Here is a 15113-nt window from a genome sequence, read left to right on the forward strand (position 1 = left end):
GTAAATTCCGTTTAGGACAAATCAGTTGGTTTTGCGACCAATATTGAACGGGAGGGGAGCCACGGGAACACCGTCTTCGATCAAGGCCTTGGCCTCGTCAAGCTTGGCTTCTCCGTAGATGGCGCGCTCCGGTGCTGTGCCCTCATGCATGGCGCGGGCTTGGGTGGCAAAATCTTTGCCAACATAGTCGGAGTTCTCTTCCACCTGTTTGCGCAGTTTGGCGAGCGCGGCCTCGGCCTTGGTTGCAGGCTGTGTCAGAGAAGTTGGCTCGGGCGCCGCTGGCTCGGCGTTTACAGGCTTCTCGGAGGGTTTTACCGCAGCCGATCGGGCAGGGCGAACGCGAGGGGCCATCATGGCCTTTTCCACCTGAGTGTCTCCGCAGGTGGTGCAGGTGACCATGTTGGCACCTTTGAGTTTGTCAAAGGCGTCCGCGGATTTGAACCAGCTGTCAAAGCGGTGGTCGTTTGAGCATTTTAGCGTGTAGTTGATCATGCCTGCGTCGTATCCTGCGTGGTCAGCCGAACATATGGAGGCGCGGGCGCGGGATCAAGCGGCTCAGTCGCCAAGCCTGGGATCAAATTTGCGCACGATTTTCGCGAGTTCGGGCATGACGATGCGCTTGGCGGCCTTCTTGGGAGACAGCCACTTGCGCTGGCGTTGCCCGCGTTCGGGGAATTTTCCGGTGCTGTTGGCCACTTCCAGCGGAAAGACCAATACCGTGAATTTCTTGCCGCGATGGGCGCCGCGGGATTTGCGGTAGGTGTAGATGCCAACGCAATGCTTAGAAGGCTTGCCGGTGACACCGGCCTCTTCCCAAGCTTCTTGAGCGGCTGCCTTGTGCGGTTTGAGATTTTCCATCGGCCAGCCCTTGGGCAGTAGCCATTGTTTGGTGCCGCGTGAGGTTATTAGCAGGATCTCCGGTTTGCCCTTGCGCAGACGATAGGGCAGCGCCGCAAATTGAATGCGGGAGCCTGATTTGGAGGCTTTGCGCAGCATGGTAGCCACGGCTTTGGGATCTTGAAGGCCCATAACGGTGCTCATTTTGCCTCTGCTCTTTGTCTTAGTTTAACGGATTGGTGGGCGGACTTCCACGGTTTGCCGTCTGAAATGTGAGGCGATTTGGGAAATCTTGGGGGATGTGGGAAATCATGGGACCCATTTGGAAAAATTTGGATTTGTCGGTGAATCTTGCTGGATTCCTTTTCTAGAATCGCAGTAATCGTGCCATCTGGCTAGAATCGAGAAAGTTTTTTGGGATTTTCTGGCCTGCGCGAAATTTTCTTGGTTTTGTCGATATGTGGGGCAAATTTTGCCATCAATACCTATATGTGGTGTTTCGAGGTGGCCTATTGACCACATCATCTTGTTTTTGGGGTCTCTTCAGAACAAGATTTAGGGTCTGGTGGCGAAAATTCCTGTTGATTTCCATGATTTCCCATGGCATCCCTAGTTACACGATGAGGACGGGAATTCAGGGGCACCAAACGACCCCGCATAAAAATTCCAAAGTCAGGTTTCATACAGGCCCCGCCTTCATCGAAATTAGAGATCCGGCGCGCGGGCGAGCAGAACATCCCCCCAGGTGGCGCGCGCAGCTGGACACCCGCAAAAAGCGGGACGAGGGCGGCGGATTGATCAGTGGCAGCAGATCAATCCGCCGTTTCGCTTCCCGCACCCAGTTAGGCAGAGAGAAGGGCCATATCAGTGGCGCTTATGTTCAGAGGCGAGAGCCGCAACAAGGTGGATACGAAAGGTCGGATGTCGATTCCGGCCAAGTTTCGCCGCGTGCTCGAAGCTGGTGATCCTGACTGGAAAAGCGGTGAAAACCCAAACATTGTGATTGTATACGGCGGGCGCACACGGGAGTTCCTTGAGTGCTTTACCGTTGAGGCGATGGACGACGTTGTGGCTCGCATCATGAAGATGCCGCGCGGCAGCAAGAAACGTCTGGCGCTGAGCAAGCTTTATCTGACGCAGTCGATCGAGGCCTCGGTGGATGACACCGGCCGTTTGGTCCTGCCGAAAGAGCAGCGTGACAAAATCGGCCTTGAGGACATGGCGTTTTTCGCCGGCAAGGGCGACACCTTTGAAATCTGGAACCCCGAGACCTATGACGCCGCAGAGGCCGAGGCTTTGGAGGCGGATGACGACTTTGATCCGGATGCTGATCCGTCGATCTATCTGGACGGGGATGAGGATTTCTGACGATGAGCGGACAAGAAGGTTCAGCGCGTCCTCACATTCCGGTTCTTCTGGCCCCACTGCTACGTGAAGTTTCTCCAGTTTTTGGCACATGGCTTGACGGCACTTTTGGGGCCGGTGGCTATAGTCGTGGGTTGATTGAGGCGGGGGCGACAAAAGTAATTGGCGTGGATCGTGATCCATTGGCCTTTGAGATGGCGAAACCCTGGATTGGCGACTACGACGGTAAGATCGAGATGGTCGCGGGCGTGTTTTCCAAGATGGACGACTATGCTCAGGGCCTTGATGGTGTCGTTCTGGACCTCGGGGTGAGCTCGATGCAGCTTGATCTGGCCGAGCGCGGATTTTCGTTCATGCGGGACGGGCCTTTGGACATGCGCATGAGCCAAGACGGGATGTCGGCGGCGGATATCGTGAATGAGGCGACCGAGGTCGAGATTGCAGATATTCTTTATCAATATGGTGAGGAGCGGGCGAGCCGGCGCATTGCGAAGGCAATTGTGCGCGAGCGTGCGATCGAGCCGATCACCAACACGCTGCGGCTGACCGAGATTGTCGAAGGCTGCCTGCCGCGCCCGAAACCGGGGCAGAGTCATCCGGCGACGCGCTCCTTTCAAGGGCTGCGGATCGCGGTGAATGACGAATATGGAGAGCTGTTTCGCGGGCTGATGGCGGCGGAGCGGGCGCTTAAACCCGGTGGGCTGTTAGCGGTCGTGACGTTTCACTCGGTTGAAGACCGGATGGTGAAGCGGTTCATGCAGGCCCGCGCGGGCAAGCAGGGCAACGTCAACCGATATGCGCCGGAAGCTGAGAAAGTTCAGCCGGCATTCGAACTGATCACACGCAAGGCTGTGGGACCGGATCCGGAGGAGTTGGACGACAACCCGCGGGCACGGTCGGCGAAGTTGCGCGTAGCGCGGCGCACAGATGCGCCAGCGGGAGATGTGAGCGGCAAGGCCATTGGAATGCCAACGGTTGGGGGAAAGCAGTGATGCGGACACTTATGTTCATTGTGACCGTGATTGGCGTGATTTGCGTGTCTGTCTGGGCGTATCAGGAAAACTACTCTACCCAGCGGATCATCAAAGAAACAGAGAAACTGGAACGTGAGATCGGGGCAGCACAGGCGCGCTTGGCGGTGCTTCGGGCCGAATGGGCGTATTTGAATCGCCCCGACCGCCTACGCGATCTGGCCGAGATCAACTACAACGATTTGCAGCTGCTGCCGTTGCGCCCTGACCAGTTCGGCATTGTCGAGCAGGTGGCTTATCCCTCTGATGACCTTCTTCAAGGGGTTGAAAACGCAACAGAAGTTATTGCCGATGGAGAGCGTCCATGACCCGCAAACCGCTTCGGCCTCTGGCGTCGATCCTTAAAGCGCGCAAAGACGGTGAAAGCGCCGAGGCGATTGAGCGCGCCAATTTGCGTGAACGTCATGACGAAATGCAGAACAAGGCGCGTGTGCGGGCTGAAGGGCGGCTTTTGGTGATGTCGTTCCTGTTCCTTGCGGCCTTTGGCGCTGTGGGAACGCGGATGGGCGCGGTTGCGATGACCGACGCCACAGAACCGCGTCGGAGCTATTCTGCGAGCCATATTCAGGCCGAGCGGGCGGACATTGTTGACCGCAAGGGGCGCATTCTGGCGACCAACCTTGAGACACATGCGCTTTATGCTCAGCCGCCGCATATGATCGACAAGGAACGTGTGGCGCGGGAATTGGCGGCGATTTTCCCTGATCTTGATGAAGACCGGCTGGTGAAGGATTTCACCGGCAAGCGTAAGTTCCTTTGGGTGAAGAAAAAACTGAGCCCCGAGCAAAAACAGGCTGTGCACGATATTGGCGACCCGGGGTTGCAGTTTGGTCGCCGCGAGATGCGGCTATATCCCAACGGGCAACTGGCGGCGCATGTTTTGGGCGGCTCTACGTTTGGCGAAGAAGACGTTCATGCGGCGGAGTTGGTCGGTGTGGCCGGTGTCGAGAAGTACTTTGACGAAGTGCTGCGGGATCCGGCCAATGGCGGGCGCGCACTGACGTTGTCGCTGGATCTGACGGTTCAGGACGCCAGTGAGCGGGTGCTTTATGGCGGCATGAAGCTGATGAACGCCAAAGGCGCGTCTTCGGTTTTGATGGATGTGCACACGGGTGAGATCATTTCGATGGTGTCGTTGCCGGATTTTGATCCCAACGATCGCCCGCGCGTTTTGACCGAAGGCAATGCCGGCGACAGCCCGTTGTTCAACCGGTCTGTGCAAGGGCTTTATGAGCTTGGCTCTACCTTCAAGATTTTCACAGCGGCGCAGTCGATGGACCTTGGGTTGGCCAACCCGTCGACTTTGATCAATACGGCAGGGCCGTTGCGGTGGGGCAAGTTCAAAATTCGTGACTTCCGCAACTATGGTTCTGAACTGACCGTCACAAAGATCATTGTGAAGTCTTCCAACATCGGCACCGCACGTATGGCGCAGGTGATTGGCGCGGTGCGGCAGCAAGATTTCCTTGGCAAGCTGGGCTTTCTTAAGCCAACCGAAGTGGAGTTGGTTGAGGCCAAGGGGGCGCAGCCGCTGTTGCCCAGAAACTGGTCGGAACTGTCCACTATGACGATTTCTTATGGCCACGGCATGTCCGCGAGCCCGCTGCATCTGGCGGCTGGCTATGCGGCGATTGCAAATGGTGGCACTCAGGTGTCACCTACGATCCTGAAGCGGGATCGTGTTCAGGAGGGTGCGCGCGTCATGAGTGCATCGAGCGCTGCTGCGGCGCGCAAGATGCTGCGCAAAGTGGTCAGCGAAGGCACAGCCTCTTTTGGCGAAGTGCCGGGCTATGCGGTGGGCGGGAAAACCGGCACGGCGGACAAACCCAAAGAGCGCGGCGGCGGATACTATGAAGACAAGGTGATCGCGACCTTTGCGGCAATGTTCCCAGCGCACGCACCGAAATACGTTCTGATTGTTTCGTTGGACGAGCCGGTTGAAACATCCGGCACTGAGCCACGCCGCACGGCGGGTTGGACTGCTGTACCGGTGGCCGCCGAAATGATCGCACGCGTGGCGCCTTTGTTGGGGCTGCGGCCTCAAGTTGAACCGGCGGAGCTTGCTGATATAACGCTGACATCAAACTAAGCCGGAAAGGCGATGCAGATGGCAGCGGGCAAAAAACAGCTTTCGGATCTAGGACTTGCGGCCACTGGCGGTGCGAATCCCGAAATTTCAGGTTTGGCGGTAGACAGTCGCGAGGTGCGTGACGGGTTCTTGTTTGCCGCCCTTCCGGGCACGCGCGTGCATGGGGCCGAGTTCATTCAATACGCTTTGAGACAGGGCGCGGTTGCGGTTCTGACCGACGCCGAAGGAGCGCGGATCGCGTCTGAAGAGATGGCGGCCAATGGCACTGTGGTTGTTGTCACCGAAGACCCGCGCATGGCGTTGTCTTATGCCGCTGCGCTGTGGTTTGGCGCGCAGCCCGGTGTGATGGCAGCGGTCACTGGCACCAACGGCAAAACCTCGGTGGCAACCTTTTTGCGGATGATCTGGCAAGCCTTGGGGCTTGAGGCAGTGAACCTTGGCACAACCGGCGTTGAGGGCGATTTCACCGCACCGTTGAACCACACCACACCGGAGCCGATCACCCTGCATCGCACGCTGGCCGCGGCGGCCGAGGCGGGGATTGCCTTTGGCGCGATGGAAGCGTCGTCACACGGGTTGGCGCAACGGCGGCTGGACGGGGTGCATCTGAAGGCGGCGGGGTTCACAAACTTCACGCAGGACCACCTTGATTACCACACGACCTTTGATGAGTATTTTCAGGCCAAGGCGGGGCTGTTTGACCGCGTCCTTGCCGATGACGGTACGGCTGTGATCAACATTGATGATCCGCGTGGGCCCGAGATGGCCATGATAGCACAGAGCCGTGGTCAGCAGGTGATCACAGTTGGGCGCCAAGGCGCGGATCTGGAACTGCTTGGGCAGAGATTTGACGCGACCGGACAAGACATCCGTTTCGCCTTCCGTGGAAAAACCTATATGGCGCGGCTGAATCTTCTGGGCGGGTTTCAGGCGGAAAATGTGCTGCTCGCCAGTGGGTTGGCGATTGCTTGCGGGGCAGAGCCCGAACGGGTGTTTGAGGTCTTGGGAGAGTTGAGCACAGTGCGCGGCCGGATGCAGCTTGCGGCGACGCGGGAAAATGGCGCGGCGGTTTTCGTCGACTATGCCCATACGCCGGATGCGGTTGAGACCGCATTGAGGGCGATGCGGCCGCATGTGATGGGACGGCTGATTGCGATTGTCGGCGCGGGCGGAGATCGTGATCCGGGCAAGCGGCCTTTGATGGGCGCAGCGGCGGCGGAAAACGCTGATGTGGTTTTTGTGACCGATGACAATCCGCGCACCGAAGATCCGGCTTTGATCCGCGCTGCTGTGATGTCTGGCGCGCCGGAGGCGACCGAAGTTGGGGACCGGGCCGAAGCGATTTTGCGTGCGGTGGATGCTTTGCAAGCGGGAGATACATTGTTGATCGCGGGCAAGGGGCATGAGAGCGGGCAGATCGTAGGTGACGATGTTTTGCCGTTTGATGATGTCGAGCAGGCAAGCGTGGCTGTGGCTGCTTTGGATGGAGGCTTCGCATGAGCTTGTGGACAGCAGCGGAGGCGGCAGAGGCCACGGGCGGGCGTGCGGTCGGGAATTGGGCCGTTGACGGCGTGTCAATTGACACCCGCACGATAGACGCGGGTGATCTGTTTGTGGCCTTGAAGGCGGCGCGCGACGGGCACGAATTTGTCGCTCAAGCGCTGGAGAAAGGCGCGGGGGCGGCCTTGGTGAGCCGAGTGCCCGAAGATGTTGCGCAAGATGCGCCTCTGTTGATTGTGGATGACGTGCTGGCGGGGCTTGAGGCTTTGGGGCGGGCGGGACGTGCGCGCACGGCTGCGCGGGTTCTGGCGGTGACGGGCTCGGTCGGCAAGACCTCGACCAAAGAAATGCTGCGGGCAATGTTGTCGCCGCAGGGGCGGACGCATGCCTCTGTCGCGAGCTATAACAACCATTGGGGTGTGCCTCTGACGTTGGCGCGGATGCCTGCAGACACAGAGTTTGCCGTGATCGAGATCGGCATGAACCACCCGGGTGAGATCGGTCCGCTGGCCAAAATGGCGCGGCCACACGTGGGATTGGTGACAACGGTTGCGGCGGTGCATCTGGAGGCGTTTGAGAACGTCGCGGGGATCGCGGCCGAGAAGGCCGCGATTTTTGACGGACTGGAGCCGGATGGCGTGGCCGTTTTGAACGCGGATATTGAAACCGCAGATGTATTGCGTGCGCATGCCGATGCGCTTGGCTTTGCCAAGGTGGAGTTTGGCGAGAGTTCGGACACATGGACGTTGCGAGATGTTCAGTTGAGCGGCGATGTGACCGTGGCGCGGGCTTCGGTTGAGGGTGCGCCTTTGGTGTTTAAGGTGCAAAGCGCGGGTCGGCATTTCGCGATGAATGCGCTTGGCGCTTTGGCGGCTGTGGACGCGCTGGGTGCGGATCTGGCGTTGGCGGCGGCGGATCTTGGCAAATGGACGCCTTACGTGGGGCGCGGCGCTCGTGAGATCATTGTGCTTGATCCGGTGGAAACCGATCGGGTGATCGACCTGATAGATGATGCGTATAACGCGAACCCGACATCGCTTGGCGCAGCGTTGGAGGTTCTGGCGGCGGCAGATGTGCAACATGACATTGGCCGGATTGGCAAAGGACGCCGGATTGCTTTTGTCGGGGACATGAAAGAATTGGGGCCGCAAGAGGCCGCAATGCACGCGGCCTTGGCGCTACATCCCGCGATTGAGAAAATCGACACGGTGCATTGTGTTGGCCCACTGATGCGGCACCTTTATGAGGCGTTGCCTGAGATTAAGCGCGGGCGGTGGAGCGAAACCAGCGCTGAAATGGCTGCCGATGTGCGCCGACTTGTAGACGCTGGCGATGCGGTTTTGGCCAAGGGCTCTCTCTCGATGGGGCTGGCCAAGGTGGTTGACGCTGTGCGCAAACTGGGTCATCCCGCCGCGATCACTGAGAATGAGGACGTTTAAATGCTGTATTGGTTGACCCAACTTTCGGAAGGCGGGGATTTTTTCAACCTGTTCCGCTATATCACTTTCCGTGCGGGCGGGGCGTTTATGACGGCCTTGATTTTCGGGTTCCTGTTCGGGCGACCGCTGATTGATGTGCTGCGCCGCAAGCAGGGCAAAGGTCAGCCGATCCGCGATGACGGACCTGAGGGGCATTTCGTCAAAGCAGGTACGCCGACGATGGGCGGTTTGCTGATTGTGGGGGCCTTGGTGACATCGACGCTTTTGTGGGCGCGCTGGGACAACGGCTTTGTCTGGTTGGTGTTGTTTGTCACGCTGTCCTACGGCCTGATCGGGTTTGCCGATGACTATGCCAAGGTAAGCAAGCAAAACACCAAGGGCGTGTCGAGCAAGGTGCGCCTGCTGTTGGGCTTTCTGATTGCGATGGTGGCGGGCGTCTGGGCGACTTATTTGCAGCCTGATCTCTTGCAGAACAAGCTGGCGGTGCCGGTCTTCAAAGAAGTGCTGTTTCATATGGGCATTTTCTATGTGCCCTTTGCGATGTTCGTGATTGTTGGTGCGGCCAATGCGGTGAACCTGACAGACGGTCTGGACGGCCTTGCAATTATGCCGGTGATGATCGCGGCCGGAGCACTTGGCGTGATTGCCTATGCGGTCGGACGGGTCGACTTCACGGAATATCTGGATGTGCATTATGTACCTGGCACCGGGGAGATCCTGATCTTTGTGGCCGGATTGATCGGCGGCGGTCTCGGCTTTCTGTGGTACAACGCCCCTCCCGCTGCGGTGTTTATGGGCGACACAGGTTCGCTGGCTTTGGGCGGCGCTTTGGGCGCGATTGCGGTGGCCACCAAGCACGAGTTGGTGCTGGGCATCATTGGCGGTCTGTTTGTGGTTGAGGCGCTCTCGGTGATCATTCAGGTGCTGTACTTCAAACGCACCGGAAAGCGCGTTTTCCTGATGGCGCCGATCCATCACCACTATGAGAAAAAGGGTTGGTCTGAGCCGCAGATCGTGATCCGGTTCTGGATCATCGCGGTTATTCTGGCGATGGTTGGGCTGGCAACACTGAAGTTGCGCTGAGGCTTTGGCGGGCGCTCCCGCCATCTTCGAGGCCTAACGGCCTCTGCCAGATGTTGGGCCGGGCCCGCGCGATGCGCGGGCTTTGGTCGTTTCAGGAGGCACGGCTTGTGTGTGAGCGCTGGCCAAGGCAGTCTGTGCGCAAAGACGAAATGGGGTATGAGCGATGATTCCGGTTCAGGGATATGAAGGTGCGCAGGTGGCGGTGCTGGGGCTAGGCCGTTCGGGTTTTGCCACGGCGCGGGCGTTGCGAGACGGTGGGGCCGAGGCGATCTGTTGGGACGACAACCCTGTTGCGCGAGAGAAGGCGGAGGCCGAAGGATTTGTCTGTCGGGATTTGCTTAAGCAGGGAGCGTTCGAAGGCGTGGCGGCGTTGATTGTCAGCCCTGGCATTCCACATCTTTACCCAGAGCCGAACCCAGTGGTGAAGGCCGCACTGCTGGCAGGGGTGCCAGTGGACAATGACATTGGTCTTTTCTTCCGGTCGTTTGCGACGCGGGAGTGGGATATGTATGAAACCACGCCGCAGGTTGTGGCAGTGACTGGCTCAAACGGCAAATCGACCACCTCGGCGCTTATTCATCACGTTCTGACCGAGGCCGGGCGGCGCACGCAATTGGCGGGCAATATCGGGCGTGGTGTGCTTGATTTGGAACCAGCTGAAGACGGCGAAGTCGTGGTGCTGGAGCTGTCGAGCTATCAGACCGATCTGGCGCGCAGTCTGACGCCGGACATCTGCGTCTTTACCAACTTGAGTCCAGATCATCTGGATCGACATGCGGGCATGGGTGGGTATTTTGCCGCCAAGCGGCGCCTGTTTGCTGAAGGCGGGCCGGATCGGGTCGTTGTGGGGGTGGATGAGGACGAGGGGCTGTATCTCGCGGGGCAGTTGAGCGAAGGCGCGGCGGATGATCGGGTGATCCGCGTGTCGATTGAGCGCAAGCTGACCGCGGCGGGGTGGAACGTGTTCGCCCGCAAAGGGTTCCTGAGTGAATACCGCAAGGGTCGACAGGCAGGTTCGATTGATTTGCGCGCGATCAAGGGGTTGCCCGGTGCGCACAACCATCAGAACGCCTGTGCTGCCTATGCCGTGTGTCGCGCGTTGGGATTGGCCCCCAGAGTGATCGAGGCGGCCTTTGCCAGCTTTGGCGGCTTGCCCCATCGCAGTCAGATCATCGCCGAAGCTAACGGCGTGACTTTTGTAAATGACAGCAAGGCAACAAATGTAGATGCCGCAAAGATGGCGTTGTCTGCCTTCAAGCGGATCCGCTGGATCTGTGGCGGGCTTGAGAAGGAAGGTGGGCTCGGGGATCTCGGTGCCAGCGCGTCAGAGGTCGAGAAAGCCTATGTCATCGGACGAGAAGCGGCGGGCTTTGCCATGCAGCTCAAGGGGGTTGAGACCGAGGTTTGCACCACAATGGGGAAGGCTGTGGCACGGGCCATTGAAGACGCTCAGGAGGGGGAGGTTGTTTTGCTGGCCCCAGCGGCGGCGAGCTTTGACCAATATGACAGTTTCGAGAAACGCGGAGATGATTTCTCGGCCCGCGTGAAAGGGTATTTGGCTCAAAGGTGACGCGTTTTTGAATGACAATGTCCGTGGCGTTTTGACCTCGGTCAAAGTGGTTGAAATGGCGGAAAAATAACATCGGATCGAACAGAAAATTTCCCAGTTCAAACCTTGTTTTGGCAAGGGCCTGACCATAGGTCAGTAGGGAAGCAAAGAAAGGATCTGATGATGCAAATTCAGGTGAACACCGACAACTTCATTCATGGTGACGCGCGGGTGATCGAAGTGGCCGAACAGGCCGTTCAGAACGACCTTGAGCACTTGGGTGAACGGTTGACCCGCGTGGAAGTTCATTTGAAGGATCAGAATGCGGACAAGCACGGTCCGGATCATATCCTGTGCACCATGGAAGCGCGTCCCCGCGGCGAGGGCCCGATGTCGGCGCACCACGAAGCGGAAGATATACAGGCGGCTCTGAAAGGCGCGGCGAAGAAGCTGAAAACCCGTTTGTCGAGCCATTTTGACAAGGCAAACGCGCACCGTTAAGGCGGCGTGGAACTTAGACGAAGTGACGGCCTCTCTGGATCGGAGTGGCCGTTTTTATTATTGCGTGGTAGGAATTGGGGGCGGGGTTAGCTTTGGGCTTCGCGAATGGCTTGGCCCGCGGCCCAGCCGGAACTCCAGGCCCATTGGAAGTTGAACCCGCCAAGCCACCCTGTGACGTCGGCCGCTTCGCCAATAACGTAGAGGCCGGGGACGGTCTTGGCTTCCATGGTTTTTGACGAGAGGCAGTCGGTATCGATGCCGCCAAGTGTGATTTCGGCGGTGCGGTAGCCTTCGGTGCCGGAGGGACGCAAATGCCAGTTTTGCAACCCGTCACACAGCGCGCGCAGGGCGGTGTCGGATTGATCGGCGAGATTTCCTGTGAGGTCGATGGTCTTGGAAAGGTGCTCGACCAGTCGTGCGGGCAGGAGCGTGGCGAGTTCTGTGGTGAGGTTGCGGCGGCCTTGGGCTTGCCGGCGGGTGCGGAGTTCCTCAAACGGATCGCTGTCGGGGAAGAGGTTGATCGATATGTCCTCGCCCTCGTGCCAAAAGGAGCTGATTTGCAGCATCGCGGGGCCAGAGAGGCCGCGGTGTGTAAAGAGCATGGCCTCGTCAAAGGTGGTGCCGCCCGAGGTTGCGCGCACCGGATGGGCAACACCGGAGATGTCTTTGAACCGCTGATCGGAGAAGGTGAACGGCACAAGCCCCGCGCGGGTGTCGGTGATCCGCAGGCCAAATTGGCGGGCGATGTCGTAGGCAAGGCCAGTGGCCCCCATTTTCGGAATGGATTTGCCGCCGGTTGCCAGCACGAGGTTGGCGCAGGTCAGGCGCTGCCGATTGCCGTTGCGCTCAACGTCCACGGAGAAGGTGGTGCCGTCATGGGAGACAGCGGCGATTGTGGTTTCCAGCCAAAGATCCGCGCCGGCCTTGGCCATTTCCGCCCGCAACATGGCGACGATGTCTTTGGCGGAGGTGTCGCAAAAGAGTTGGCCGAGGGTTTTCTCGTGGTAGTGGATGCCGTGGGCGGCCACCATGTTGATGAAATCCCATTGCGTGTAGCGGCTAAGTGCGGATTTGCAGAAGTGGGGGTTGCCGGACAGAAAGTTCTCGGGGCCGGCGTACATATTGGTGAAATTGCAGCGCCCGCCGCCGGAGATGCGGATCTTTTCCCCCGGTGCCTTGGCATGGTCAAGAACCAGCGTGCGCCCGCCGGTTTGCGTCGCGCACATCATGCCAGCAGCACCGGCGCCCAAAATGATCGTGTCCCATGTCATGCCTGCGAGGTGCCTCAACGGTGGCGGGGCGTCAAGAGGAGCGCAATGATCAACTTATCGGGTTCTCTTTACTTTCCTTGAAAGGTTTTGAGTGTTAGAGTCCCGCCTAGACCCGGCAAACGGGCAGCTTGTGGAGAGGGCTTAAGTCATCCCATGGGCAAACAGAGGCAGAGTTCGGCGGTTATCCGATGACAGAGATGGTGTATGGTGCGCTTCCGGCGCACGAGCGTGAGCCCGTATTGCCCAAGTGGTGGCAGACGTTGGACAAATGGACGATGACGTCCATTCTTTTGCTGTTTGTGATTGGCATTATGCTTGGCATGGCAGCCAGCCCGCCTCTTGCGGCAAAAAATGGCTTTGAGCCTTTCCACTATGTAAAAAAGCAGGCGATTTTTGGTGGCGCGGCTTTGGTGGCGATGATGCTGACGTCAATGATGTCACCGAAGCTGGTGCGACGTTTGTCGGTGCTGGGCTTTGGCGTGACCATGGTCGCACTGGTGATGTTGCCATTCTTTGGCACCGATTTCGGCAAAGGCGCGATGCGGTGGTATTCGCTGGGGTTCGCCTCGCTTCAGCCGTCCGAGTTCCTGAAACCCGGGTTCGTGGTGGTTTGCGCCTGGATGATGGCGGCAAACGAGGAGATCAACGGACCTCCCGGGCGGATGTGGTCATTTCTGCTCATGGTGACGATCGTTCTGATCCTTGCGTTGCAACCGGACTTTGGTCAGGCCTGTCTGATCCTGTTTGGCTGGAGCGTGATGTATTTTGTGTCCGGCGCGCCGATGATGCTGATTGGTGGCATTCTTTTGGCTTTGGTGCCTGCGGCACAGTTGGCCTATTCCAGTTCGGAACACTTTGCGCGCCGCATTGACGGATTTCTGGATCGCTCGCTCGATCCCACAACCCAGATCGGCTATGCCACAAATGCGATCCGCGAAGGCGGCTTGTTTGGTGTGGGCGTGGGCGAGGGTACGGTAAAATGGTCGCTGCCCGATGCGCATACGGATTTTATTATCTCGGTGGCGGCTGAAGAATACGGATTGATCCTCGTTCTCGTGATCATCGCGCTTTATGCGACCGTGGTTCTGCGCAGCTATTTCCGTTTGATGCGGGAGCGTGACCCCTTCATTCGTCTGGCTGGCACAGGATTGGTGAGCATTTTTGGCGTGCAGGCGATGGTCAATATGGGCGTTGCTGTGCGGCTTTTGCCGTCCAAAGGCATGACTTTGCCGTTTGTGAGCTATGGCGGGTCTTCCTTGATTGCAGGGGGGATTGCAGTCGGCATGATTTTGGCGTTTACCCGCAGCCGGCCTCAGGGCGAGATCGGTGATATTCTGCGGGGACATGTGAGATGAGTAAACAGCCACTTCTGGTGATTGCAGCCGGCGGAACGGGCGGACATATGTTCCCTGCGCAGGCTCTGGCCGAGGTGATGTTGCGCAAGGGGTGGCGGGTGAAACTGTCCACGGATGCGCGCGGTGCACGGTATACGGGCGGCTTCCCCCATACGGTTGAGATTGAACAGATGAGTTCCGCGACGTTTGCGCGGGGCGGGGTGTTGTCCAAGCTGGTGGTGCCGTTCAGGATTTTGGGCGGCGTGCTGGGCGCGGTGGTCAAAATGCGCAAAGACCGGCCCGATGTCGTGGTCGGCTTTGGCGGATATCCGGCCATTCCGGCAATGGGCGCCGCTTGGCTGATGAAGCTGCCGCGGATGATCCATGAGCAAAATGGCGTTCTGGGGCGGGTAAACGAAGTTTTCGCAAAGCGCGTTGATGTCGTGGCCTGTGGCACGTGGCCGACGGCTTTGCCGGACGGCGTGGAGGGTCAGCACACCGGCAATCCGGTGCGCAAGGCGGTGATGGAACGCGCAGGCGCGGGCTATATCGAGCCGGGTGATTACCCGATGTCGATGCTGGTGATCGGCGGCTCTCAGGGCGCGCGCATTCTGAGCGATGTGGTGCCCGCGGCGATTGCGGCGCTGCCAGAGGCGATCCTGAAGAACCTGCGGGTGAGCCATCAGGCGCGAGACGAAGATTTTGACCGCGTAACGGCGTTTTATGCCGAGCATGGCATCGCCGCGGATGTGCAACCGTTTTTCAACGATGTGCCGGCACGCATGAGCGAGGCGCAGTTGGTTGTGTCGCGGTCAGGGGCAAGTTCGGTGGCGGATATCTCGGTGATCGGGCGGCCCTCGATCCTGATCCCGTTTGCCGCGGCGACGGGCGACCATCAGACGGCCAATGCCCGCGGGCTTTCTGAAGCGGGTGGGGCGATAGTGATCCCTGAAAGCCTGCTGACACAGGAAAGTATGACGGAACAAATGGCGCTTATTCTGGGCAACCCTGAGGGGGCAAACCAGATGGCGCGCGCCGCGTTGAGTGCGGGCAAGCCGGACGCCACCGATACGTTGGTGGCGTTGGTCGAGGCGCTGGCGAGCAAGGAATAAGA

14 protein-coding genes are annotated in these 15113 nt (G+C 58.9%); 11 read left to right on the forward strand and 3 right to left on the reverse strand.

The genetic code is table 11. From position 1 onward, the window contains the following. Positions 1 to 21: 21 nt before the first annotated feature. Together BM069_RS00840 and BM069_RS00845 are read right to left on the reverse strand one after the other, a co-directional pair. Positions 22 to 492 (reverse strand): DUF1178 family protein, encoded by a 471-nt coding sequence (locus BM069_RS00840; RefSeq protein WP_093319105.1) that lies wholly within the window; start codon positions 490 to 492, stop codon positions 22 to 24. A gap of 63 nt (positions 493 to 555) precedes the next feature. Further along, positions 556 to 1041 (reverse strand): NUDIX hydrolase, encoded by a 486-nt coding sequence (locus BM069_RS00845; protein ID WP_244503489.1) that lies wholly within the window; start codon positions 1039 to 1041, stop codon positions 556 to 558. Positions 1042 to 1713: 672 nt separating this feature from the next. On the opposite strand from BM069_RS00845, the gene mraZ reads away from it, so the two are divergent. From mraZ to BM069_RS00890, 9 genes are all read left to right on the forward strand, one after another. Next, on the forward strand, positions 1714 to 2205 hold the full coding sequence (gene mraZ / locus BM069_RS00850; protein WP_093319107.1) for a division/cell wall cluster transcriptional repressor MraZ: 492 nt from the start codon (positions 1714 to 1716) through the stop codon (positions 2203 to 2205). 2 nt (positions 2206 to 2207) lie between these two features. After that, positions 2208 to 3194 carry a 16S rRNA (cytosine(1402)-N(4))-methyltransferase RsmH gene (gene rsmH / locus BM069_RS00855; RefSeq protein ID WP_093319110.1) on the forward strand — a complete coding sequence of 329 codons (987 nt, stop codon included), beginning with the start codon at positions 2208 to 2210 and terminating at the stop codon, positions 3192 to 3194. Then, a complete protein-coding gene (ftsL, locus tag BM069_RS00860) occupies positions 3194 to 3541 on the forward strand; it encodes a cell division protein FtsL (protein WP_093319112.1) in 348 nt (115 codons plus the stop codon). The genes rsmH and ftsL overlap by 1 nt, the downstream gene beginning before the upstream one ends. After that, a complete protein-coding gene (locus BM069_RS00865) occupies positions 3538 to 5322 on the forward strand; it encodes a peptidoglycan D,D-transpeptidase FtsI family protein (RefSeq protein WP_093319115.1) in 1785 nt (594 codons plus the stop codon). The genes ftsL and BM069_RS00865 overlap by 4 nt, the downstream gene beginning before the upstream one ends. An 18-nt stretch (positions 5323 to 5340) precedes the next feature. Then, complete coding sequence (locus BM069_RS00870) at positions 5341 to 6822, forward strand: UDP-N-acetylmuramoyl-L-alanyl-D-glutamate--2,6-diaminopimelate ligase (protein ID WP_093321157.1); 1482 nt, start codon at positions 5341 to 5343, stop codon at positions 6820 to 6822. Beyond that, positions 6819 to 8261 (forward strand): UDP-N-acetylmuramoyl-tripeptide--D-alanyl-D-alanine ligase, encoded by a 1443-nt coding sequence (locus BM069_RS00875; RefSeq protein ID WP_093319117.1) that lies wholly within the window; start codon positions 6819 to 6821, stop codon positions 8259 to 8261. Before BM069_RS00870 ends, BM069_RS00875 begins: the two co-directional genes overlap by 4 nt. Then, positions 8262 to 9344: a phospho-N-acetylmuramoyl-pentapeptide-transferase gene (gene mraY, locus BM069_RS00880; protein WP_093319120.1), complete on the forward strand. Its 1083-nt coding sequence runs from the start codon at positions 8262 to 8264 to the stop codon at positions 9342 to 9344. Positions 9345 to 9507: 163 nt separating this feature from the next. Further along, on the forward strand, positions 9508 to 10914 hold the full coding sequence (gene murD, locus BM069_RS00885) for a UDP-N-acetylmuramoyl-L-alanine--D-glutamate ligase (RefSeq protein ID WP_093319122.1): 1407 nt from the start codon (positions 9508 to 9510) through the stop codon (positions 10912 to 10914). Between the two features lie 159 nt (positions 10915 to 11073). After that, positions 11074 to 11394, forward strand: coding sequence for an HPF/RaiA family ribosome-associated protein (locus BM069_RS00890; RefSeq protein WP_244503490.1), 321 nt, complete (start codon positions 11074 to 11076; stop codon positions 11392 to 11394). Positions 11395 to 11480: 86 nt separating this feature from the next. On the opposite strand, the gene BM069_RS00895 is transcribed toward BM069_RS00890, so the two are convergent. After that, a complete protein-coding gene (locus BM069_RS00895) occupies positions 11481 to 12665 on the reverse strand; it encodes a BaiN/RdsA family NAD(P)/FAD-dependent oxidoreductase (protein ID WP_093319124.1) in 1185 nt (394 codons plus the stop codon). A gap of 188 nt (positions 12666 to 12853) precedes the next feature. Between BM069_RS00895 and ftsW the strand changes: the two genes are divergently transcribed. Together ftsW and murG are read left to right on the forward strand one after the other, a co-directional pair. Beyond that, positions 12854 to 14020 (forward strand): putative lipid II flippase FtsW, encoded by a 1167-nt coding sequence (gene ftsW / locus BM069_RS00900; protein ID WP_093319126.1) that lies wholly within the window; start codon positions 12854 to 12856, stop codon positions 14018 to 14020. After that, entirely contained in the window at positions 14017 to 15111 is a 1095-nt protein-coding gene (gene murG / locus BM069_RS00905) for an undecaprenyldiphospho-muramoylpentapeptide beta-N-acetylglucosaminyltransferase (protein ID WP_093319129.1), read from the forward strand. Before ftsW ends, murG begins: the two co-directional genes overlap by 4 nt. Positions 15112 to 15113: the final 2 nt, after the last annotated feature.

The sequence above is a fragment of the Shimia haliotis genome, from assembly GCF_900114415.1.
GTDB lineage: Bacteria > Pseudomonadota > Alphaproteobacteria > Rhodobacterales > Rhodobacteraceae > Shimia > Shimia haliotis.

Bases quoted from the DNA above. Each gene is read 5' to 3' on its own strand.
- BM069_RS00840 (WP_093319105.1), bottom strand. From the start codon at position 492: ATGATCAACTACACGCTAAAATGCTCAAACGACCACCGCTTTGACAGC.
- BM069_RS00845 (WP_244503489.1), bottom strand. From the start codon at position 1,041: ATGAGCACCGTTATGGGCCTTCAAGATCCCAAAGCCGTGGCTACCATG.
- mraZ (WP_093319107.1), top strand. From the start codon at position 1,714: ATGTTCAGAGGCGAGAGCCGCAACAAGGTGGATACGAAAGGTCGGATG.
- rsmH (WP_093319110.1), top strand. From the start codon at position 2,208: ATGAGCGGACAAGAAGGTTCAGCGCGTCCTCACATTCCGGTTCTTCTG.
- ftsL (WP_093319112.1), top strand. From the start codon at position 3,194: ATGCGGACACTTATGTTCATTGTGACCGTGATTGGCGTGATTTGCGTG.
- BM069_RS00865 (WP_093319115.1), top strand. From the start codon at position 3,538: ATGACCCGCAAACCGCTTCGGCCTCTGGCGTCGATCCTTAAAGCGCGC.
- BM069_RS00870 (WP_093321157.1), top strand. From the start codon at position 5,341: ATGGCAGCGGGCAAAAAACAGCTTTCGGATCTAGGACTTGCGGCCACT.
- BM069_RS00875 (WP_093319117.1), top strand. From the start codon at position 6,819: ATGAGCTTGTGGACAGCAGCGGAGGCGGCAGAGGCCACGGGCGGGCGT.
- mraY (WP_093319120.1), top strand. From the start codon at position 8,262: ATGCTGTATTGGTTGACCCAACTTTCGGAAGGCGGGGATTTTTTCAAC.
- murD (WP_093319122.1), top strand. From the start codon at position 9,508: ATGATTCCGGTTCAGGGATATGAAGGTGCGCAGGTGGCGGTGCTGGGG.
- BM069_RS00890 (WP_244503490.1), top strand. From the start codon at position 11,074: ATGATGCAAATTCAGGTGAACACCGACAACTTCATTCATGGTGACGCG.
- BM069_RS00895 (WP_093319124.1), bottom strand. From the start codon at position 12,665: ATGACATGGGACACGATCATTTTGGGCGCCGGTGCTGCTGGCATGATG.
- ftsW (WP_093319126.1), top strand. From the start codon at position 12,854: ATGACAGAGATGGTGTATGGTGCGCTTCCGGCGCACGAGCGTGAGCCC.
- murG (WP_093319129.1), top strand. From the start codon at position 14,017: ATGAGTAAACAGCCACTTCTGGTGATTGCAGCCGGCGGAACGGGCGGA.